Genomic DNA, 20,667 nt, shown 5'->3' with positions numbered 1-20,667 from the left:
CGCCCCGTGCCGCCGATGGTTCTGTTGCTGGCTGCCCGGACAAAACCGTCTCCCTCTACCCCAGGGCGGCGCGGCCCACCGCACCCGCTGCCGCACGGGCCGCCGGCGAGGTCGCGAGATATTCGACGGCCTTGCGCAGGGAGCCCTCCTGCGAGGGATGGTACGACCGCCGGAAGTAGCGGGGTATGGCCGCGCCGAGCTCCTTCCAGCTGGGCAGCAGTCCGCGCCGGACCGCACGGTTGTGCTCGCGCAGCGAGTAGCGGAGACGGCCGGCCAGCTGGGGGTCGTGCCGGATCAGATAGGAGGTGCCCCACGCCCACAGCCAGAGCAGCACCGGCGCGACCACCGCCATGCCCTCCAGTCGGCGGGCGTAGCGGGGCAGGCCCTCGCCGCCGCAGTGCTGGTACATGTCGAAGGCGACGGCTCGGTGCTCGACCTCCTCAGCGCCGTGCCAGCGCAGCAGGTCGAGCATGACCGGGTCCGAGCCGGCCCGGTCGAGGGCCTCGGCGTGCAGCACCCAGTCCCCCAGGACCGCGGTGAACTGCTCGATCGCGGCGATCAGCGAGAGCCGGAAGAGCAGCCACTCCCGGGCCGGTATCGGCGCCCCGAAAGGAGGCCGCTCACCGAGGAGTCCGTCGAAGAGGAAGTCGACGTGGCGGGTGTAGGCAGCGGTGTCGAGGCGCTGCTCGGCGAGGTGGTCGAGGACATGGGCGTGCTGGACGCTGTGGGTGGCCTCCTGGCCCATGAAGCCCTTGACGTCCTTGAGCAGAACCGGATCGGTGACCAGCGGAAGGGCTTCCTTGAAGACCTTCACGAACCACCGCTCGCCCGCAGGGAGGAGCAGATGCAGGACGTTGATGACATGGGTGGCGGTCGGCTCGCCCGGTATCCAGTGCAGAGGGGTCTCGTGCCAGTCGAAGGAGACCCGGCGCGGGGTGATCCCGTAGTGCTCCGGGTCCCTGTCCTCCCGGGGCTCGGTGCTCACAGCGGGGGCTCCAGCCGGGCGATCGCGCGCAGGGTGCGGGGCGCGAAGCGGGACATGAGGTGGGCGCCGCGCGCCTCCGGCGTCACCGGCACCACGGCCTGGTTCTTCACCACCGCGCGAAGGATCGCCGTGGCGACCTTCTCCGGCGGGTAGTTGCGCAGGCCGTAGAGCCGGGCGGACTTCTTCTGGCGGCGCTTCTCCTCGGTCTCGTCGACCCCGGCGAAGCGGGCGGTGGAGGTGATGTTGGTGTTGACGAAGCCGGGGCAGATGGCGCTGACGCCGATGCCCTGTCCGGCGAGCTCGGCGCGCAGACACTCGCTGAGCATCAGCACCGCCGCCTTGGTGGTCGAGTAGGCGGGCAGCGCCTTGGAGGGCTGGAAGGCGGCGGCCGAGGCGGTGTTGACGATGTGGCCGCCCTGACCGCGGTCGGCCATCTGCTTGCCGAAGACGCGGCAGCCGTGGATGACGCCCCACAGATTGACGTCGAGGACCTTCTTCCAGTCCTCGGTGGTGGTGTCGAAGAACGACCCGGAGAGGCCGATGCCGGCGTTGTTCACCAGGACGTCGACGACGCCGTACTCGGCGGCGACCTTCTCGGCGAGCTTCTCCATCGCCTGCTCGTCGCTGACGTCGACCGTCTCGGCCCACGCCTGGGGAGCCCCGATGAGCCGGGACATGTCGGCGGTCCGGGCCGCCCCCTCCGCGTCCCGGTCCACGGCGACGATCCGCGCCCCGGCCTCCGCGAACGCGAAGGCGGTGGCCCGGCCGATGCCGCTGGCCGCGCCGGTGACCAGGACCAGCTGGCCGCCGAAGCGGTCCGCGTACGGACCGGTGGCCACGGTGTCCTTGGCCGGGACACCGTCCTCGTTGGCGGTGACGAACTCGGTGATCCAGGCGGCCAGCCGGTCGGGGCGGGTGCGCGGGACCCAGTGCTTGGCGGGCAGGGTGCGGCGGACCAGCTGAGGCGCCCACAGCTCCAGGTCGTCGTAGAGGCGCTCGGAGAGGAAGGCGTCACCGGTCGGTGTGATCAGCTGCACCGGCGCGTGCGCGTAGGCGTCGGCGCGGGGGCGGCGCAGCCGGGCCCGGACGTTGTCCCGGTAGAGCCAGGCGCCGTGCGCCGCGTCCTGGGGCAGGGACGCCGTGGGGTAGTCGCGGGTGGAGACCTTCTCCACCCGTTCGAGGAGCGCCGGCCACCGCTTGCCGAGCGGACCGCGCCAGACGAGCTCCGGGAGCACGGGTGTGTGCAGCATGTACACGTACCAGGACTTGGCGCCCTGGCCGAGGAGCTGGCCCACCCGGCGCGGGGTCGGCCGGGTCATCCGGCGCTTGATCCAGTGGCCGAAGTGGTCCAGGGACGGACCGGACATCGAGGTGAAGGAGGCGATCCGGCCCTCGGTGCGCTTGACCGTGACGAACTCCCAGGCCTGCACGGACCCCCAGTCGTGGCCGACCAGGTGCACCGGCCGGTCCGGGCTCACCGCGTCGGCGACCGCCAGGAAGTCGTCGGTCAGCTTCTCCAGGGTGAAGCCGCCGCGCAGCGGGGCCGGAGCGGTCGAGCGGCCGTGGCCCCGTACGTCGTACAGCACGACGTGGAAGCGCTGGGCCAGCCGGACGGCGACGTGGGACCACACCTCCTTGCTGTCCGGATAGCCGTGGACGAGCACCACGGTCGGCTGCTCCGGGTCGCCGAGTTCGGCGACGCACAGCTCGATCCCTCCGGTGCGCACCCAGCGCTCGCGCGCGCCCTCCATGCCGTTGTCCGTCCGCTCTCCCACGCTCACGCCGCCTTCTCCTCGGCCCAGCGCCGCACATGCGGCAGGTCGTCGTCCAGCCAGAAAGCGCTCTGTTCGGGGTCCCTGGAGTCGGTGACGACCAGGATCTCCTCGAACTTCGCGCCCGTACCCCGGAATCCGAGGTGCGGCTCGACCGCCCACAGCCCCGGCCGGGGCGGGTGGTCGGAGAACTTGTAGGGGCTCCACAGCGGCGACCAGCCGTCGCGGTGGCCGTGCAGCGCGTCGCTCGCCAGGCCCTTGAGGGACTGGGTGCCGAACCCGAAGAGGTGCGGCGACCAGCGGCGCTCCTTGACCTGGTCGACCTTGTGGGCGATCACGCCGAACGGGTAGGCGCGGTGGCGGTTGGCGTAGCCCTGGCGGACCATGAGCCGGTCCACGTTCTCGTAGATCTCGCGCAGCGGCCGCCGTTCGCGGACCTCCCGCAGGATGAGCGCGCGGTGCGCCTCCAGATCCGCGAGGAGCCGGTCGTGCACCGGGTTGAGGCCCAGACAGCCCGAGTAGCCGATGTCGGCCGTGAAGCCCTTGTAGACCGGGGCCATGTCGAGGATGAACGGCATCCCCGCCTCCAGCCGCCGGCTGGTGGGGAAGAACTGGAGCGGGACGCGGAAGTTCACGAACGCCGTCCGGTCCCCGAACCAGGCGAACGGCAGATGGAACCAGTCCCGTACGCCGCGCTCGCGCAGCCACTCCCGCTGCATCCGGGCCGCTTCGCGCTCCGTCACACCCGGCTTGAGCTGGGCCGCGACGGCCTCCGCGCACGCATAGGCGAGCCGCTGCACTTCCCTGAACCCGCTGAGCCGCGCGTCGGGTTCCGTCCCTACCGCCGTTGGCATCGCGCCCACACCCCTGTCGCCGTACGCGTGCGTAACTTGACACTGATGAATGTGACAATGCCCGGCGGCTACGTCAAGGGTTCTGGCCCTGCCTGTGGACGACGGAGGCGTTGTGGACAACTCCGTCCCCCGATCGTCGGCGAGCCCCTGATGCCCGTCCCTCTTCCGTAGGGGGCACGTGGGGGGCGCGTACCTCTGGAGTCGGACATGGATCCAGCCGCCTGGTCTGACGATCGGTGTGGGCTGCGCCACTACCGTCGAAGGGTGAATGTGATCGCGACCGAAAGCCTGAGCAAGCGGTTCCCCCGGGTGACCGCGCTTGACCGGCTCTCCTTGGACATCGGGCCCGGTGTGACCGGCCTGGTGGGTGCCAACGGAGCCGGCAAGTCGACGTTGATCAAGATCCTCCTCGGCCTCTCCCCGGCCACGGAGGGCACCGCCGCGGTGCTCGGACTCGACGTGGCCACCAGCGGCGGGGCGATCCGCGAGCGCGTCGGCTACATGCCGGAGCACGACTGCCTGCCGCCCGACGTCTCGGCCACCGAGTTCGTCGTGCACATGGCGCGGATGTCGGGCCTTCCGGTGACCGCCGCCCGTGAGCGCACCGCCGACACCCTGCGCCACGTCGGCCTCTACGAGGAGCGGTACCGTCCGATCGGCGGCTACTCGACGGGTATGAAGCAGCGCGTCAAGCTGGCGCAGGCGCTCGTCCACGACCCCCAACTGGTCCTGCTGGACGAGCCGACCAACGGCCTCGACCCGGTCGGCCGTGACGAGATGCTCGGCCTGATCCGCCGTATCCACACCGACTTCGGCATCTCCGTCCTGGTCACCTCGCACCTCCTGGGCGAGCTGGAGCGCACCTGTGACCACGTGGTGGTCATCGACGGCGGCAAGCTGCTGCGGTCCAGCTCCACCAGCGACTTCACCCAGACCACCACCACCCTCGCCGTCGAGGTCACCGACTCCGACGCGCACCCGGACGGCACCGAGGCCGTGCGCGGCGCGCTCGTCGCGGCCGGGGTCACGCTCCACGCGGGCGTGGAGGCGGGCCTGCCGGGCGCCGGACACATCCTGCTGGTGGAGGCGGCCGGCGAGGAGACGTACGACGTGGTGCGCGACACCGTCGCCGGCCTCGGCCTCGGGCTCGTCCGGATGGAGCAGCGCCGCCACCACATCGCCGAGGTCTTCAAGACCCCGGCGCAGGCGGCGGAGCCGGCCCCCGAGAGCGCCGCCGCTGTGTTCGATCAGCGGCCTCCCGCCGCGGGGGCGACCGCCGCCGCGCAGCAGAACGGAGGCGGCACCCATGGCAGCTGAGACCGCAGGGACGCGGATGACACAGGACCAGCCGGGCCGGAACCAGCCGAGCCCGAACCAGTCGGGCCCGAACCAGACGGCCCAGACCCAGATCCACAACATCGGCTACCGCGGCTACGACGGGCCGCGGCTGGGCCGGGCGTACGCACGGCGCTCGCTCTTCTCGCAGTCGCTGCGCGGGGCGTACGGACTGGGCCGCAGCGCCAAGTCCAAGGTGCTGCCGATGCTGCTCTTCGCGGTGATGTGCCTGCCCGCGGCCATCATGGTCGCGGTCGCCGTCGCCACCAAGGCCAACGACCTGCCGGTGGACTACACGCGCAACGCGATCCTGATGCAGGCCGTCATCGGCCTGTTCATCGCCGCGCAGGCCCCCCAGACCGTCTCGCGCGACCTGCGCTTCCGGACCGTGCCGCTGTACTTCTCGCGCCCCATCGAGCGCGTGGACTACGTGCTCGCCAAGTTCGCGGCGATGGCGTCGGCGCTGTTCGTCCTCACCGCGGCACCGCTCGTCGTGCTCTACGTCGGCGCGCTGCTCGCCAAACTCGACTTCGCGGACCAGACCAAGGGGTTCGCCCAGGGACTGGTATCCGTGGCACTGCTCTCGCTCCTGTTCGCCGGCATCGGCCTCGTCGTCTCGGCGCTCACCCCGCGCCGCGGCTTCGGTGTCGCCGCCGTCATCGCGGTGCTGACCATCTCCTACGGGGCGGTCTCCGCGATCCAGGGCGTCGCCTTCGACCAGCAGTCCACCGGGGCCATCAAGTGGTTCGGGCTCTTCTCCCCCATCACGCTCATCGACGGAGTGCAGACCGCCTTCCTCGGCGCGACCTCGGCGTTCCCGGGGCGTGAGGGACCGGGCACCGGGGCAGGCGCGGTCTATCTCCTCGTCGTCCTCGCGCTGATCGCCGGCTCGTACGCCGTCCTGATGCGCCGCTATCGGAAGGTCGGGCTGTGACGACCATCGACATCGACCACACCTCGCGCTGGTTCGGCAACGTGGTGGCCGTCAACGACGTCACCATGTCGATCGGCCCCGGTGTGACCGGACTGCTCGGCCCCAACGGCGCCGGGAAGTCCACGCTCATCAACATGATGGGCGGCTTCCTCGCCCCCTCCACGGGGAGCGTGACGCTCGACGGGCGCCCCATCTGGCGCAACGAGGACGTCTACCGGCGGATCGGCATCGTCCCCGAGCGGGAGGCGATGTATGACTTCCTGACCGGCCGCGAGTTCGTCGTCGCCAACGCCGAACTGCACGGGCTCGGGGCGAAGGAGGCCCAGCGGGCGCTCGCCACGGTCGAGATGGAGTACGCGCAGGACCGCAAGATCCAGACGTACAGCAAGGGCATGCGCCAGCGCGTGAAGATGGCGTCCGCGCTGGTCCACGACCCGTCGGTGCTGCTGCTCGACGAGCCGTTCAACGGCATGGACCCGCGCCAGCGCATGCAGCTGATGGAGCTGCTGCGGCGGATGGGCGCCGAGGGCCGTACGGTCCTGTTCTCCTCGCACATCCTTGAGGAGGTCGAGCAGCTCGCCGCGCACATCGAGGTGATCGTGGCCGGGCGGCACGCGGCGAGCGGTGACTTCCGCAAAATCCGCCGGCTGATGACCGACCGGCCGCACCGCTATCTGATCCGCTCCAGCGACGACCGCGCGCTCGCCGCCGCGCTGATCGCCGACCCCTCGACGGCCGGAATCGAGGTGGACCTCAAGGAGGGCGCGCTGCGCGTCCAGGCGGTCGACTTCGGGCGGTTCACGACCCTGCTCCCGCAGGTCGCGCAGGCGCACGGCATCCGTCTGCTGACGGTCTCGCCGTCCGACGAGTCGCTCGAATCCGTCTTCTCCTACCTCGTAGCGGCCTGAAAGGAGCTGTGAGCGTCATGTACAACCCCACAGTCGCCCGGCTCACCTACCGGGCCCTGCTAGGCCGCCGCCGGGCCGCCATCCTCTGCGTGCTGCCGGTGCTGCTGATCGTCATCGCGGCGGCGGTACGGTCCTTCAGCGGCGCCGACGACCAGGTCGCGGCCAACCTCCTGGGCGGCTTCGCGCTGGCCACGATGGTCCCGCTGATCGGCGTCATCGCGGGCACCGGCGCCATTGGGCCCGAGATCGACGACGGCTCGATCGTCTATCTGCTGGCCAAGCCGGTGAAACGGCCGACGATCATCTTCACCAAGTTGATCGTGGCGATCGCGGTGACCATGGTCTTCTCGGCCGTCCCCACCTTCGTCGCCGGAATGATCCTCAACGGCAACGGCCAGCAGATCGCCATCGCCTACACGGTCGCCGCGCTGGTCGCCTCCATCGCGTACGCGGCGGTCTTCCTGCTGCTCGGCACGGTCACCCGGCACGCGGTGGTCTTCGGCCTGGTCTACGCGCTGGTCTGGGAGAGCCTCTTCGGCAACCTGGTGCCGGGCGCGCGCACGCTGAGCGTCCAGCAGTGGTCGCTCGCCCTCGCGGAGCGGATCGGCACCAACGGCTTCATCACCTCGGACGTGGGCCTGCCCGCCGCGGTCGTCCTGCTGAGCGCGGTCACGGTCCTGGCGACCTGGTACGCGGGCCAGAAGCTGCGGACGCTGAAGCTGGCCGGGGAGGAGTGATCCACGGGGGCGGCCGAGGTCCGGGTACGGCCGGGGTCCGGAACCGCGGCTGAGGCGGAACTGGCCGCTGAGGCCCGTAACCGCGGCGGAGGTCCGCAGCGGCGCCCGGCCGGACAGGCCCCCGGGGCCCCTCCGGCCGGGCGCCGCCCTGTTCGTCCACCCGCCTCACCGCCGCGCCTCCTCGGGCCGGTCCGGGCCATCATCGAGGGATGACGACGCTTCGCGGTCCGGGCACGCGCCGGCCCCCCGAGCCGGCCCGGCCGGTGCGGGCCTGGGTGCGCTCCTCGCCGGGGACGCACCTCTGGCTGCTGGTCATCGCGATCACCAGCGTCGTCCTCGAACTCTCCAGCCGCGACCTCGGGCACTATCTGCTGCACCGCAACAGCAGCAACATCCACGAGCTCACGCAGCACCCCGCCCAGTCGCTGTTCACCAGCGCCTTCTGGATCGAGAACCCGTCCTCGTTCCTGCTCTACCTCGTCCTCTTCGAGCTCGTGCACGCGCCCGTGGAGCGCTGGATCGGCACGGTGCGGTGGGTGGCCGCGGTCGCCGGAGCGCATGTCGCGGCCACGCTGATCAGCCAGGAGATGGTGCTGTGGAGCATCCGCAACCACGAGGTGCCCAGGCGGATGGTGCACGTCGTGGACATCGGGGTCAGCTACGGGCTCGCCGCGTCGGCGGGGCTGCTGATGTACCGGCTGCCGGGGCCGTGGCGGTGGTGCTACCTGGTGTGCGTGGTCGCGTTCTTCGGCGTGCCGCTGCTGACCGGGGGCACCTACACGGACATCGGGCACGCCGTCTCGCTGGCCGTCGGACTGGCCTGCTGGCCCCTGACCCGGGGTAAATCAGTGGCTCCGAACGGGCGTGCGGTGCACAGTGGTTGAGGGCCCCAGGGCGACCACTTCGAGCGCGCCTCGGCGCGGGTCACCTTGGGGTACGGGGATCGGTAAGGGGCGTCCACCTATGGTGGACGCCCCTTACATCCGCTGGCTTCGCACGTTGCCCGGGCGGGCTCACGCGCCCAGCAACTGCTCCAGTACCACCGCGATCCCGTCGTCGTCGTTGGACGCCGTGACCTCGTGGGCGACGGCCTTCAGCTCGTCGTGGGCGTTGGCCATGGCCACCCCGTGCTCGGCCCAGGCGAACATCGGGATGTCGTTGGGCATGTCGCCGAACGCGATGGTGTCCGTCTTGCGGCAGCCCAGCCGGCGTGCGGCGAGCGACAGGCCCGTCGCCTTGCTCAGACCCAGCGGAAGCAGCTCCACCACGCCCTCGCCGGCCATCACCACGTCGACCAGGCTGCCGACGACCTGGCGGGCGATCCGCGCCAGCTCGTCGTCGCCGAGCCGCGGGTGCTGGATGTAGACCTTGTTCAGCGGTGCCGACCACAACGCGCCGACCTCGTCGAAGGCGACGACCGGCAGCGGGCCCTCCTGGACCCGGTAGCCGGGGCCGACCAGCACCTCGCCGTCGAGCCCGTCGCGGCTCGCGGCCAGCGCCAGCGGGCCCACCTCGGCCTCTATCTTCGACAGCGCGAGCCCCGCCAGCTGGCGGTCCAGCGTCACCGAGGTGAGCAGCCGGTGCTCGCCCGCGTGGTAGACCTGCGCGCCCTGCCCGCACACCGCGAGGCCCCGGTAGTCCAGGTCGTCCAGGATGTGCCGGGTCCAGGGCACCGCACGGCCGGTCACCACGATGTGGGCCGCGCCCGCCGCGGTGGCCGCGGCGAGCGCCTCACGGGTGCGCCGGGAGACCGTCCCGTCGGAGCGCAGCAGCGTCCCGTCCAGATCGGTGGCGATCAGCTTGTACGGGAGGGGCTTTCCCGGGGCGGTGCTCACTTGGCGAGGGGCTCCAGCACCTCGCGGCCGCCCAGGTACGGGCGGAGCACGGCCGGGACCCGCACCGAGCCGTCGGCCTGCTGGTGGTTCTCCAGGATCGCCACGATCGTGCGCGGCACCGCGCAGAGCGTGCCGTTCAGCGTGGCCAGCGGCTGGACCTTGCTCTTGCCGTCGCTGGTGTCGCGCATGCGCACGGACAGGCGGCGGGCCTGGAAGCCGTCGCAGTTGGAGGCCGAGGTCAGCTCGCGGTACTTGCCCTGGGTGGGGATCCACGCCTCGCAGTCGTACTTGCGCGAGGCCGAGGCGCCGAGGTCACCGGTGGCGACGTCGATCACCTGGAAGGGCAGTTCGAGGCCGGTCAGCCACTGCTTCTCCCAGTCCAGGAGCCGCTTGTGCTCGTTCTCCGCGTCGTCCGGGTGGACGTACGAGAACATCTCGACCTTGTCGAACTGGTGGACGCGGAAGATGCCCCGGGTGTCCTTGCCGTACGTACCGGCCTCGCGGCGGAAGCACGGCGAGAAGCCCGCGTAGCGCAGCGGCAGCTTCTCCGCGTCGATGATCTCGTCCATGTGGTACGCGGCGAGCGGGACCTCGGAGGTGCCGACCAGGTAGTAGTCGTCCTTCTCCAGGTGGTACACGTTCTCCGCGGCCTGGCCGAGGAAGCCGGTGCCCTCCATGGCGCGCGGGCGGACCAGCGCGGGGGTGAGCATCGGGATGAAGCCGGCCTCGGTGGCCTGCGCGATCGCCGCGTTGACGAGGGCGAGCTCCAGGAGCGCGCCGACACCCGTCAGGTAGTAGAAGCGCGAGCCGGAGACCTTCGCGCCGCGCTCGACGTCGATGGCGCCGAGCGCCTCGCCGAGCTCCAGGTGGTCCTTGGGCGCGAAGCCCTCGGCCGCGAAGTCGCGGATGGTGCCGTGCGTCTCCAGGACGACGAAGTCCTCCTCGCCGCCGACCGGCACGTCCTCGTGGACGATGTTGCCGAGCTGGAGCAGGAGCCGCTTGGCCGCCTCGTCCGCCTCGTTCTGCTCGGCCTCGGCGCTTCGGACGTCGGTCTTGAGCTGCTCGGCCTTCCGCAGGAGCTCGGTGCGCTCCTCGGGCGAGGCCTTGGGGATCAGCTTGCCGAGCGCCTTCTGCTCGGAGCGCAGCTCGTCGAAGCGGACGCCGGACGACCTGCGCCGCTCGTCGGCTGAGAGCAGGGCGTCGACGAGTGCGACGTCCTCTCCACGGGCGCGCTGGGAGGCGCGAACACGGTCGGGGTCCTCACGGAGCAGGCGAAGGTCAATCACCCCTCAAGGCTACCGGTGCGGATCCCTGGCACCCCACCGGATATCCCCGCCACGTCTGCCCCGCGTGTCGGTTTGCCCGAATTGACCGTATTGAGAAATCTGGTGGAGAAATTCAGGGGTGGCCGTCAATAAAGCCCGTCCTTTCCCCTGAAAAGGGGTGCTTTACGGACTTCGGTTGACCGGACTCCCTTGCGCCCCAAGGAACTTGTCCACAGTGGGGTGCGGAGCGGAAAAGTTATCCACAGGGTGTGGGGAGTCGCTGTGGACCAGCGGCGAACCCCTCTTCCGGGCCGGGTGTGCGGCCAAGGATTCCCGGTTCAACCCTCCCTTACGCACTCTTTCGGGTGGGAATTGCTCGCTCTAAAGAGTTGATCAATGGAATTGGGGTGACATCGCCCGCCCTGGTCTTCTGTGGACGGATGAGTCATCGCTAGAGGGATTTGTCGACTCTGTCCGGTTGTGTTGTCGACTTACCCACAGGTCGAGAAGAAAGCCTGTGGATAACTTTGTGGACAGTGAAAATCAGCAGGTAGGACCGGCCGTGCAGGGCTCAGGCCCGGCCGTCCTGGCTGCGCGCCAGCCACTCCGCCGCCGCCACGAACTCGGCGTCCGAGGTCCCCGGCCGCAGGGTGCGCACCTCGTCCACCGCGACGCCCGCACGCGGGTACGAACCGAGGAAGCGCACGTTCGGGCAGATCCGCTTCAGCCCCATCAGCGCCTCGCCCACGCGCCGGTCCGAGATGTGGCCCTCGGCGTCCACCGCGAAGCAGTAGTTGCCGATGCCCTCGCCGGTCGGCCGGGACTGGATCAGCATCAGGTTGACCCCGCGCACGGCGAACTCCTGGAGCAGTTCGAGCAGCGCGCCCGGACGGTCGTCGCCCAGCCAGATCACCACCGACGTCTTGTCCGCCCCGGTCGGCGCCGCGGGCCGGGCCGGGCGGCCCACCAGGACGAACCGGGTCTCGGCGTTCTCCGCGTCGTGGATCTCGGTGACCAGCGGCTCCAGGCCGTACGTCGCCGCGGCGAACTCGCCCGCGAACGCCGCGTCGAAGCGCCCCTCCTGGACCAGGCGTGCCCCGTCCGCGTTGGAGGCGGCCGACTCCCACAGCGCCTCGGGCAGATGCCCGCGCAGCCAGTTGCGCACCTGCGGCTGGGCCACCGGATGCCCGGTCACCGTCTTGATGTCGGACAGCTTCGTCCCCGGCCGCACCAGCAGCGCGAACGCGATCGGCAGCAGCACCTCGCGGTAGATCATCAGGGGCTCGCCCGAGGCCAGCTCGTCCAGGGTCGCGGTGACCCCGCCCTCCACCGAGTTCTCGATCGGTACGAGGGCGGCGGCGGCCTCCCCGTTGCGTACCGCGTCGAGTGCGGCGGGCACGGACACCATCGGCACCAGCTCACGGGTCGCCGCCTCCGGCAGCGTGCGCAGCGCGGCCTCGGTGAAGGTGCCTTCGGGACCCAGATAGGTGTATCGCGTGGCGGACATACCCGTCACCCTAATGGCCCGCCGCCACCGGCGAGGGGCCCACGGGGAGGTCAGGACTCCAACAGCAGCTGGCCCACGTACTCGCCCGCGCGCGGGCCGCCGGGGACCGCGAACAGACCGCTCGCCTCGTGCCGGATGAACGCCGACAGCGCGTCGCCCCGGTCGAGCTTGCGCTGGACGGGTACGAAGCCGCGCAGCGGGTCGGCCTGCCAGGCGATGAACAGCAGGCCCGCGTCCGGTACGCCGTCCGCCGAGATCCCGTCGTGGTACGAGAAGGCGCGCCGCAGCATCGCCGCGCCACCGTTCTGCTCGGGGGCGGAGATCCGGGCGTGCGCGTTGTCCGGGATGACGAGCTTGCCGTCCGGGCCGAACGCGTCGAGCCGCATCGGGGTGGTCTCCGTACCCCCCGAAAGAGGGGCGCCGTCCGTCTTCCTGCGGCCGATCACCTGCTCCTGCTGGGCGAGCGGCACCTTCTCCCAGTCGTCGAGCAGCATCCTGATCCTGCGCACCACCGCGTACGAGCCGTTCGCCATCCAGGCCGGCTTACCGCTGTCCGGGACGAAGATCCGCTTCTCGAAGTCGGGGTCGGTGGGCTTCGGGTTGCCGGTGCCGTCGATCTGGCCCATCAGGTTGCGGGCCGTCATCGGCTTCTTCGTGGCGCCGGGGGTGCGGTTGAAGCCGTTCATCTGCCAGCGCACCCGGGCCGCGGCCCCCGCGTCCTTCTGGAGCGCCCGCAGCGCGTGGAAGGTGACCAGGGCGTCGTCCGCGCCGATCTGCACCCACAGATCGCCGTGGGAGCGCTTGGCGTCCAGGCGGTCGGAGGAGAAGTCCGGCAGCGGGTCCAGCTCGGCCGGGCGCTGCGCCACCAGGCCCGTACGGTCGAAGAAGGTACGGCCGAAGCCGAACGTGACGGTGAGCGAGGACGGGCCCGCGTCCAGGGCGATCCCGGTGTCCGCGCCCGTCGTCTCGCCCGCCATCAGCGCCTTCGCCGTGGCCGACCAGCGGCGCATCAGCGCGGCCGCCTCCTTGCGCCCGGCGCCGGGTGCGAGGTCGAAGGCGATCAGATGGCCGCACGCCTGAACCGGAGTGGCGATCCCCGCTTGATGTTTCACGTGAAACGCGACCTCGGCGGTGCCGACCGAGGACAGCTCGGGAGCACCCGAGCCGTCCGACTCGACCGCGGCGTGGACGAGCGCGCCGCCCGTCGCGCCCAGCGCGACACCGGCCGCACCCGCCGCGCCCACCGTGCCGAGGAGGCGCCGGCGGGTCAGCGCGGCAGGCGCGCCGGCGCTCGGAGCGTGGTCGTTGATCTGGTCCGACACGGGGTCGGTCATGTGGTCGGTCATGTGATCCGTACTCAGCCGATCTTGATGTTCTTGTCGACGGTGACCTGGTCGATGTCGGACGTCCGTACCGTCACCGACACCTGCCACTCGCCGGGCATCGGGAGCTGCACACCGCTCGCGCTCCAGTGTCCCCGGGTGATGCGCTCGGGCGTGACGGGCAGCGGGCCGATCGCCTTGGCGGTCAGCGTGAACGCCACCTTCACCTCGGGCGCGTCCAGCGGCCCGGCCGCGGCGTCGTCCGTCCACACGTGCAGCTCGTTGGCGCCGGTGCGGCCCGGGTCCAGGGTGAGGCGGATCGTGCCCTTGCCGTTCTTGCCGCCGGTGTCGAAGGGGATCCGGATGCTGATCGGCCGGTCCGGCACGGCCACCTGGCTGGTCGCCTGGGCGGCGGCCGCCGTCTCCTGCGTACGCCCCGGCTCGGTCGACGACAGGATCGTCGCCACGGCGAGCACCGCCACCGCGATCCCGGCCTCGGTGAGCACCGAGCGCCGCAGCCCCGAGCGCTCCGGGTCGGCGTCGCGGATGCGCTTCTCGCGCGCGACCGTGATGGCCGCCCGCTGGCGGGCCAGCTGCTGGGCGCGCTTGCGGTCGGCCGGGTCCGCGGCGTCGTCCGGCACGGTCACCGGCTTGGGCTCCTCGGCGGACCGCGCCAGCTCCTCGACGACCGTGGCCGCCTCCGCCTCGGGCGCCGCGTGCTCGGTGAGCTGCCCGGTCCAGCGCCGCGAGACGTACGCGGCGGACAGCAGTACGGCGACCAGCCCGCCCTTGACGAGCAGCAGCTGTCCATAGCCGGTCCCGGTCAGCGCGGACCAGGAGCCGACCTGCCGCCACGCCTGGTAGAGGCCGGTCGCCACCAGGACGGTCACGCTCCAGAAGGCGATCCGGGAGAACCGCCGCACCGCCGACCGCTCCACCGCGGGCGTCAGATGCAGCGCCACCAGGAGGGTCGCGAGTCCGCCCAGCCAGGTCGCCACGGACAGCAGGTGCAGCACCGCGACGGGCATCGCAAGCCCGGTCTGGATGCCGGTCGAGGCGTGCTCGGCGAGCGCCCAGGTGGCGGCGATACCGGCGGCCACCACGAAGCCGCCGACGGCGAGCCCGTAGGTGAGGTCCTTCTTCTCCTCGTCCTCGCGCTTGGCGAACGCCCCGAACAGTACGGAGATGAAGAGCGCGGCGGCGCTGAGCAGCAGCAGCCGGGAGCTGAGCGCGGCGCCCGACTTGGTCTGGAGGACCGCCTTGAGCCCGTCCAGGTCGAAGGCGTCCGCGAGCTGTCCGGAGCCGGTGTAGGGGGTGCGCAGGAGCAGCAGCGCGATGGTGGCCGCGGTCATGGTCAGCCAGCCGCCGACGACGAGGCGCTGCACCGGGCGCACCGAGGCGCCGCGCTGCCAGCAGGCGAGGACGAACGCGCCGCCGCCGGTGAAGAGGATGAAGCCGGCGTACGCGGCGTAGCGCATGGTGTCGTACAGCGCGCCGACCAGACCGCCACCGACGTCCGGCGAGGACAGCGAGACGGTGGTCTTGGACGGGGCGCCGATGGAGAACGTGAAGGCGCCCGCGACCGGGTGGCTGTCGGCCGAGACGGCCTGCCAGGCCACGGTGTAGGTGCCCTTGGGCAGCCCTTCGCGCAGGTTCACTCCGTACTTCACGACGGAGCCGCTGCACAGGTTGAGCAGTTCGCCGGTGTCGGCGCGCTTGCCGTTCGGGTCGAGGACCCGGATGGACTTGTTGTCCATGGCGACCTGCTCGGAGAACGTGATGTCGACGTCCTCGGGGGCGGTGGCGACCACCGACCCGTCCTTCGGGTTGGTCGCGGTGACCGCGGCGTGCGCCGAGGCGGGGGCCGCGGTCGCGAACACCGCGCCGAGCAGGGCGGCCGCGACGAGCAGCAGCCGGGCCAGGGCGGTTCCGAAGCGTGGGGCGGTGGCCGTCATCGTCTGTTCAGTCCCTCATCCCTCAGTGGTGCTTCGGGTTGTAGGTGGTTTCCTTGACCGGCAGGTCGACCTCGACCCGGCCGGCCTTCTCGAAGTGCAGCTCGATGGAGACCTTCTCGCCCTGCTTCGGCTTCTTCTTCAGACCCATGAACATGATGTGGCTGCCACCGCGTTCGAGGTCCAGCTCGCCGCCCGCGGGGACGTCGAAGGACTTCACCTCCCGCATCTTCTGGTTCTTCGTCTCGTGGATCGTGACGTCGTCGGCGAGGGGGCTGGTGACCTTGGTGAGCTTGTCGGCGGCCTTGCCCTCGTTCTTCACGACGAGGAAGCCGCCGGCCATGTCCGCGTTCAGCGGCTCCGGCATGAACGCCTGGCCGATCTTCAGGTCGGGTTCGGCGTCGGAGCTGTCCGACGAGCAGCCCGCCAGCGCGAGCCCCGCGGTGAGGGCTATGACGGCGGCGAGGGTGGTGCGGCGGTTCACGGGTTCTCTCCAAGAATGATCTTCGGCAGGTCCTGGGTGTAGTCCTCCGCGGTGGTGGTGTCGCCGTACAGGACGTACCCCTGGTCGGTCTTCGGTGAGAAGGCGATGACCTGGGCGCCGTGCATGGACACGACCTTCCCGTCCTTGTCCTTCGTCGCCGGGTCGATACCGATGCCGATCGAGCGGGCCCCGGCCTGGATGGTCGGGAAGTCACCGGTCAGGCCGATGAACGACGGGTCCTGCGCCGTGAGCCACTTGCCGAGGGAGTCGGGGGTGTCCCGCTCGGGGTCGGTGGTCACGAAGACGACCTGGAGCTTGTCCTGGTCGGCCTTGGGCAGGCGCTTCTTGGCGATGGCGATGTTGCTCATCGTCAGCGGGCACACGTCGGGGCAGTGGGTGTAGCCGAAGTAGATGAGGGTCGGCCTGCCCTTGGTCCGCTCACGGAAGTCGAACTTCTTGCCCTGGGTGTCGGTCAGGACGAAGTCCGGCTTGGTGAACGGCCGGTCGAGCACGGTGCCGGCCTTCTTGCTGGTGTCGGCGGAGACATCGGTGACGGGGCTCGTGGCCTTGTCGTCGCTGCCGCCGCACGCGGTCAGGGTGAGCGCCGCCGCCACCGCGAACGCGATGGCGGACGGCACGTACTTGGTGCGCATGGGGAGAGTTTCCGGTCGCAGGGAGGGGCCTGGCGGGATCACGCGGCCCGGCGGCGCACCGCGAACGCGGCGAAGGCCACCCCGAGCACGCCGATGACGATGCCCACGATGCCCAGGGCACGCGCGGTGTTGTCGCTGTCCTTGGAGTCCGACGAGGCCGCGGAGTTCTCGCTCTTCTTGTCGTCGTGCCCGGCCATGTCGTCCTTCTTGTCGTCGGACGCGGGCGCGGCACCGCCGTGGTGGTCGGCGGAGGCGGCGGAGAGGGTGAGCACCGGCGCCGGGTTCGCCGGCTCCTCGGCGCCCTGCTTCTGCTCCTCGATCCAGCGGACGGCCTCGCCGTTGCTGTACGTCTGGACGGCCTTGAAGACGAGCTTGTCGGTGTCGGTGGGCAGCGGGCCGACGGAGAGCGGGAACTTCTGGAAGTAGCCGGACTCGATCTTGCCGCCGCTCCAGGTCACCTTGGTGACGGCCTCGTTGATCTGCTTGCCGTGCACGGTCAGCGGCTTGTCGAGCTTGGACTTGGTGACCTCGACGGTCCAGCCGGGCAGCGCCTCGGGCTGCACCGACGCCAGCGGGTGGTCGGCCGGGAAGCTGACCTCCAGCTTCACGGTCTGGGCGTTGTCGCGCTCGTTGGGCACCTTGAAGTTGACGACGGCGTAGCCGCCCTTCGCGGCCGCGCCCTCGGGCTGCACGCTGACGTGCGCGAAGGCCGGGCCGGCCAGCATCAGGACGGACGAGGCGGCGACGGCACCGGCGACGGTGAAACGGCGGGAAACGTTCATGGCTGGGACACTCCGGTCAGCAGGGAGGTGGGTGAGGACGGTCCGGCGCACGGATGCGCGCGGACCCCGCGGGCCACTCCCGGGACGGGTGTCGTCTCCGTGACGAAGTGGGCCGCGTCAGACTGCGAGGGCGTACGCCGAGGGCGGCCCGCGCCTGATCACCGAGTGCTGGAGTGCCTCCCCGGCCTTCGGCAGGGGGATGGCGAGACGGGCCGCCGGGAGGCCGGGGCCGTTTCCGGGAACCCCGGGCAGACCGGCCAGCAGCGCCGTGACGAACGCGACGGCGGCCCGCAGCGAGCGGACGCAGGCCCCCTCGGCCGCGGCGGTGGCGGCCTGGGCGGAGAGCCGCGCCAGGGCGAAGAGCGCCGCCTCGCCGCGCCGCAGCAGCCAGCCCGTCAGCAGCGCGGCCAGCAGGTGGCCGAGGAGCATGGGCAGCGAGGGGAGCAGTCCGGCCAGGACGCCGTGCGTCGAGGCAGAATCGGTCATTCCGGGCATAGGGGTCATGCCCGTCATGGAGCCGTGCGGAGCGGGGAGGGCCCCCGAAGGCGGGCGCAGGCCCGCTTCGGTGACGATCCGTCGCGCGTCCGAGGCCGTCAGCCGGGCCGTCGCGGCCGGGCCGCAGACCAGCTTGGCGGCGAGCCGCAGCAGCGAGACGTCCCCGGTGGGCCGGGCGGTGGCGGCGGCCGCGGTGTGCTGGCCGATGCCGAACAGGACGTGCAGGGCGAGCTGTCCGGCGGCCAGGGCGCCCGCAATGGACGGCAGCGAGCGCTCCCGGCCGGCGAGCACCGAGGCGAGCGCGAAGACCCCGAGGAACCCGGCGAGCAGCGTCCACCACGGGACGGTCGCACAGGCGGCCAGGACGTGCCCGAGCGCGGACAGCACGACGCAGACCGCGGCGAAGAGCGCGGCCCTCAGCAGCCGGAGACCGGCGCCTGCGTCGGTGTGTCGGGCGTGTCGGGCAGACATGGCGGGGCCATCATCGCACCAGCCCTCCCCGTCCCGTACGGCAGGTCCACAAGGTGCCGAATTCCTGTGATGATCACATCCGTCCCCGGCTGTCCGGAAACCGGACGGGTGAGCGAGTACCGCGTCCATACACCGGCGACGGGAGGGCACACATCCGCCGAATGAGCGCTATCCCGTCAAGTCCGTGCTTACGGAGCGGGGGTTACGGCAATACGTAGGGGTATGTCGAGCCGCAACCAGGAGGCCGGAGCATGAGCATCTGGTGGTCACTCCATTTGCGGCGCGAGGCCGCGAGCGTCCCGCTCGCACGTCGTCTACTGCTCGGCACCATGGAGACCGCGGGCGTCGATCCGGACATCTCCTACGACCTCTCGGTCGCACTCGGCGAAGCGTGTGCGAACGCGGTCGAACACGGAGGGGACGAAGGGTCCGGCACCTCGGCGGCGTACCGGGTGACCGCGTATCTGGATGGCGAGAAATGCCGTATCGAGGTCGCCGACTCGGGGCCGGGCTTTCCCGTACGACGAGGCCGTCGCACCGCAGCACGGATGAACAGCACATTGGGCTCCACCATGGCGGAGCACGGCAGAGGGCTCTGCCTGATCGAACAGCTCGCCGACCACGTCCACTTCGGCAACCGGCCGGGCAGAGGCGCCGTGGTGAGCTTCGACAAGATCCTGAAATGGCGTGAAGGTGCCCTCCTCCACGCCTCGTGAGCACGCCCCGGAAGCGGCGGACGCGGCGCGGCCGCTCCCCGCGCACGGGGAGCGGCCGGTTTCGCCGCGGCACTCACGTATACGTAGAGCGGGTGCGGGAGCGCACTCGCGCGTACTACGTACGTAGCGGGGCCCCGGTGTGGCGGGGCTCCGGGCGTCAGCCCTGCTTGACGCGGGCCATCCACGCCTCGACCTCGTCGGAGCGGCGGGGCAGCGAGGCCGACAGGTTCTCGTTGCCGTCCTCGGTCACGAGGATGTCGTCCTCGATCCGCACACCGATGCCCCGGTACTCCTCGGGCACGGTCAGGTCGTCGGCCTGGAAGTACAGCCCCGGCTCGACCGTGAGGCACATACCGGGCTCCAGGTCGCCCGCGACGTACGTCTCGGTGCGCGCGGCGGCGCAGTCGTGGACGTCCATGCCGAGCATGTGGCCGGTGCCGTGCAGGGTCCAGCGGCGCTGGAGGCCCAGCTCCAGGACCTTCTCCACGTCCAGGTCACCGCACAGGCCCCACTCGACGAGCTTCTCGGCCAGGACGCGCTGGGCGGCGTCGTGGAAGGCGCGGTAGGGGGCGCCCGGCTTCACCGCCGCGATACCGGCCTCCTGGGCCTCGTACACCGCGTCGTAGATCTTCCGCTGGAGCGGCGAGAACGTGCCGTTGATCGGCAGCGTGCGCGTCACGTCCGCGGTGTAGAGCTCGTTGGTCTCGACACCGGCGTCGAGCAGCAGCAGCTCGCCCGCGCGCACGGGGCCGTCGTTGCGCACCCAGTGCAGGGTGGTGGCGTGCGGGCCGGCCGCGCAGATCGAGCCGTAGCCGATGTCGTTGCCCTCGACGCGGGCGCGCAGGAAGAACGTTCCCTCGATGTAGCGCTCGCTGGTCGCCTCGGCCTTGTCGAGCACCTTGACGACGTCCTCGAAGCCGCGCGCGGTGGCTTCGCAGGCCTTGCGCAGCTCGGCGACCTCGAAGGCGTCCTTCACCAGGCGCGCCTCCGACAGGTACACCCGCAGTTCCTCGTCGCGCTCGGCGGTGACCTTGTCCGTGAGCGCGGCCTCGATGCCGGCGTCGTGGCCGCGGACCACGCGGACCGGACCGGTGGCCTCCTTGAGCGCGGCGGCCAGCTCGCGGACGTCCTTGGCCGGGATGCCGAGCAGCTGCTCGGCCTCGCTCAGCGAGTGGCGCCGGCCGACCCACAGCTCGCCCTGGCCGTCCAGCCAGAACTCGCCGTTCTCCCGGTCGGAGCGCGGCAGCAGGTAGACGGTCGCCTCGTGGCCGTCGCCCCTGGGCTCCAGGACCAGCACGCCGTCCTGGGTCTGGTCACCGGTGAGGTACGCGTACTCGGTGGAGGCCCGGAAGCTGTACTCGGTGTCGTTCGAGCGGGTCTTCAGGTTGCCCGCGGGGATCACCAGACGCTCGCCGGGGAAGCGCGCGGACAGCGCGGCGCGGCGGTCGGCGGTGTGCGCGGCCTGGGCGATCGGCTCCAGCCCGTGCAGCTCGGTGTCGGCCCAGCCGGACTTCATGTTCTCGGCCAGCTCGTCGGACACGCCCGGGTACAGGCCGTTCTTGCGCTGCTTGATCGGCTGCTCTTCCGACTCTTCCGGGGTCTCCGGGGTGAGCTGCTCGGCCACGGTCTGCCTCCACTTAGTACGACATTGGACCTCCGT

19 protein-coding genes are annotated in these 20,667 nt (G+C 71.1%); 6 read left to right on the top strand and 13 right to left on the bottom strand.

The window, feature by feature from the left end; translation table 11 throughout:
• Positions 1–55: 55 nt before the first annotated feature.
• The 3 genes from ABZ404_RS17925 to ABZ404_RS17915 are packed head-to-tail and all read right to left on the bottom strand — an operon-like array spanning position 56 to position 3,611.
• On the bottom strand, positions 56–985 hold the full coding sequence (locus tag ABZ404_RS17925) for a metal-dependent hydrolase (protein WP_358831822.1): 930 nt from the start codon (positions 983–985) through the stop codon (positions 56–58).
• Entirely contained in the window at positions 982–2,736 is a 1,755-nt protein-coding gene (locus tag ABZ404_RS17920; RefSeq protein WP_358831831.1) for an SDR family oxidoreductase, read from the bottom strand. Before ABZ404_RS17920 ends, ABZ404_RS17925 begins: the two co-directional genes overlap by 4 nt.
• A gap of 26 nt (positions 2,737–2,762) precedes the next feature.
• Positions 2,763–3,611 (bottom strand): M24 family metallopeptidase, encoded by an 849-nt coding sequence (locus tag ABZ404_RS17915; protein WP_358831823.1) that lies wholly within the window; start codon positions 3,609–3,611, stop codon positions 2,763–2,765.
• A 270-nt stretch (positions 3,612–3,881) separates the two neighbouring features.
• Between ABZ404_RS17915 and ABZ404_RS17910 the strand changes: the two genes are divergently transcribed.
• From ABZ404_RS17910 to ABZ404_RS17890, 5 genes are all read left to right on the top strand, one after another.
• Entirely contained in the window at positions 3,882–4,928 is a 1,047-nt protein-coding gene (locus tag ABZ404_RS17910; protein WP_358831832.1) for an ABC transporter ATP-binding protein, read from the top strand.
• Positions 4,929–4,944: 16 nt separating this feature from the next.
• Positions 4,945–5,880, top strand: a complete 936-nt coding sequence (locus ABZ404_RS17905) for an ABC transporter permease subunit (protein ID WP_358831833.1) — start codon at positions 4,945–4,947, stop codon at positions 5,878–5,880.
• On the top strand, positions 5,877–6,788 hold the full coding sequence (locus tag ABZ404_RS17900) for an ABC transporter ATP-binding protein (RefSeq protein WP_358831824.1): 912 nt from the start codon (positions 5,877–5,879) through the stop codon (positions 6,786–6,788). The genes ABZ404_RS17905 and ABZ404_RS17900 overlap by 4 nt, the downstream gene beginning before the upstream one ends.
• A 17-nt stretch (positions 6,789–6,805) precedes the next feature.
• A complete protein-coding gene (locus ABZ404_RS17895; RefSeq protein ID WP_358831825.1) occupies positions 6,806–7,525 on the top strand; it encodes an ABC transporter permease in 720 nt (239 codons plus the stop codon).
• A gap of 209 nt (positions 7,526–7,734) precedes the next feature.
• Complete coding sequence (locus ABZ404_RS17890; protein ID WP_358834652.1) at positions 7,735–8,409, top strand: rhomboid-like protein; 675 nt, start codon at positions 7,735–7,737, stop codon at positions 8,407–8,409.
• Between the two features lie 129 nt (positions 8,410–8,538).
• Here the strand turns inward: ABZ404_RS17890 and ABZ404_RS17885 are convergent, their stop codons facing one another.
• From ABZ404_RS17885 to ABZ404_RS17845, 9 genes are all read right to left on the bottom strand, one after another.
• Positions 8,539–9,360, bottom strand: a complete 822-nt coding sequence (locus ABZ404_RS17885; protein WP_358834651.1) for an HAD family hydrolase — start codon at positions 9,358–9,360, stop codon at positions 8,539–8,541.
• Complete coding sequence (gene serS, locus ABZ404_RS17880; RefSeq protein WP_358834650.1) at positions 9,357–10,646, bottom strand: serine--tRNA ligase; 1,290 nt, start codon at positions 10,644–10,646, stop codon at positions 9,357–9,359. The genes ABZ404_RS17885 and serS overlap by 4 nt, the downstream gene beginning before the upstream one ends.
• Positions 10,647–11,196: 550 nt before the next feature.
• The gene (gene pheA / locus ABZ404_RS17875; RefSeq protein WP_358834649.1) at positions 11,197–12,132 is read right to left on the bottom strand and encodes a prephenate dehydratase; all 936 of its coding nucleotides are present in this window, start codon (positions 12,130–12,132) and stop codon (positions 11,197–11,199) included.
• Between the two features lie 50 nt (positions 12,133–12,182).
• Positions 12,183–13,478 (bottom strand): iron uptake transporter deferrochelatase/peroxidase subunit, encoded by a 1,296-nt coding sequence (gene efeB, locus ABZ404_RS17870; protein ID WP_358990541.1) that lies wholly within the window; start codon positions 13,476–13,478, stop codon positions 12,183–12,185.
• Positions 13,479–13,489: 11 nt separating this feature from the next.
• Entirely contained in the window at positions 13,490–15,409 is a 1,920-nt protein-coding gene (locus ABZ404_RS17865) for a copper resistance protein CopC (RefSeq protein WP_358834647.1), read from the bottom strand.
• 22 nt (positions 15,410–15,431) lie between these two features.
• Positions 15,432–15,890 (bottom strand): copper chaperone PCu(A)C, encoded by a 459-nt coding sequence (locus ABZ404_RS17860; protein WP_358834646.1) that lies wholly within the window; start codon positions 15,888–15,890, stop codon positions 15,432–15,434.
• Complete coding sequence (locus ABZ404_RS17855) at positions 15,887–16,543, bottom strand: SCO family protein (protein ID WP_358834645.1); 657 nt, start codon at positions 16,541–16,543, stop codon at positions 15,887–15,889. The genes ABZ404_RS17860 and ABZ404_RS17855 overlap by 4 nt, the downstream gene beginning before the upstream one ends.
• 38 nt (positions 16,544–16,581) lie before the next feature.
• On the bottom strand, positions 16,582–17,325 hold the full coding sequence (locus ABZ404_RS17850; RefSeq protein ID WP_358834644.1) for a YcnI family protein: 744 nt from the start codon (positions 17,323–17,325) through the stop codon (positions 16,582–16,584).
• 117 nt (positions 17,326–17,442) lie between these two features.
• Positions 17,443–18,291, bottom strand: a complete 849-nt coding sequence (locus tag ABZ404_RS17845) for a hypothetical protein (RefSeq protein ID WP_358834643.1) — start codon at positions 18,289–18,291, stop codon at positions 17,443–17,445.
• Positions 18,292–18,542: 251 nt separating this feature from the next.
• Between ABZ404_RS17845 and ABZ404_RS17840 the strand changes: the two genes are divergently transcribed.
• The gene (locus ABZ404_RS17840) at positions 18,543–19,007 is read left to right on the top strand and encodes an ATP-binding protein (protein ID WP_358834642.1); all 465 of its coding nucleotides are present in this window, start codon (positions 18,543–18,545) and stop codon (positions 19,005–19,007) included.
• Positions 19,008–19,164: 157 nt separating this feature from the next.
• On the opposite strand, the gene ABZ404_RS17835 is transcribed toward ABZ404_RS17840, so the two are convergent.
• Entirely contained in the window at positions 19,165–20,631 is a 1,467-nt protein-coding gene (locus ABZ404_RS17835; RefSeq protein WP_358834641.1) for an aminopeptidase P family protein, read from the bottom strand.
• Positions 20,632–20,667 lie beyond the last annotated feature (36 nt).

Origin of the sequence: Streptomyces sp. NPDC005878 (assembly GCF_040629815.1) — a bacterium.
Taxonomy (GTDB): domain Bacteria; phylum Actinomycetota; class Actinomycetes; order Streptomycetales; family Streptomycetaceae; genus Streptomyces.
This window is presented reverse-complemented; position numbering and strand designations above follow the sequence as displayed.

Excerpts from the sequence above, each read along its gene's own strand:
- ABZ404_RS17920 (WP_358831831.1), bottom strand. The coding sequence starts at position 2,736 with ATGGAGGGCGCGCGCGAGCGCTGGGTGCGCACCGGAGGGATCGAGCTG.
- ABZ404_RS17915 (WP_358831823.1), bottom strand. The coding sequence starts at position 3,611 with ATGCCAACGGCGGTAGGGACGGAACCCGACGCGCGGCTCAGCGGGTTC.
- ABZ404_RS17905 (WP_358831833.1), top strand. The coding sequence starts at position 4,945 with ATGACACAGGACCAGCCGGGCCGGAACCAGCCGAGCCCGAACCAGTCG.
- ABZ404_RS17895 (WP_358831825.1), top strand. The coding sequence starts at position 6,806 with ATGTACAACCCCACAGTCGCCCGGCTCACCTACCGGGCCCTGCTAGGC.
- ABZ404_RS17890 (WP_358834652.1), top strand. The coding sequence starts at position 7,735 with ATGACGACGCTTCGCGGTCCGGGCACGCGCCGGCCCCCCGAGCCGGCC.
- pheA (WP_358834649.1), bottom strand. The coding sequence starts at position 12,132 with ATGTCCGCCACGCGATACACCTATCTGGGTCCCGAAGGCACCTTCACC.
- efeB (WP_358990541.1), bottom strand. The coding sequence starts at position 13,478 with ATGACCGACCACATGACCGACCCCGTGTCGGACCAGATCAACGACCAC.
- ABZ404_RS17865 (WP_358834647.1), bottom strand. The coding sequence starts at position 15,409 with ATGACGGCCACCGCCCCACGCTTCGGAACCGCCCTGGCCCGGCTGCTG.
- ABZ404_RS17855 (WP_358834645.1), bottom strand. The coding sequence starts at position 16,543 with ATGCGCACCAAGTACGTGCCGTCCGCCATCGCGTTCGCGGTGGCGGCG.
- ABZ404_RS17850 (WP_358834644.1), bottom strand. The coding sequence starts at position 17,325 with ATGAACGTTTCCCGCCGTTTCACCGTCGCCGGTGCCGTCGCCGCCTCG.
- ABZ404_RS17845 (WP_358834643.1), bottom strand. The coding sequence starts at position 18,291 with ATGTCTGCCCGACACGCCCGACACACCGACGCAGGCGCCGGTCTCCGG.
- ABZ404_RS17840 (WP_358834642.1), top strand. The coding sequence starts at position 18,543 with ATGAGCATCTGGTGGTCACTCCATTTGCGGCGCGAGGCCGCGAGCGTC.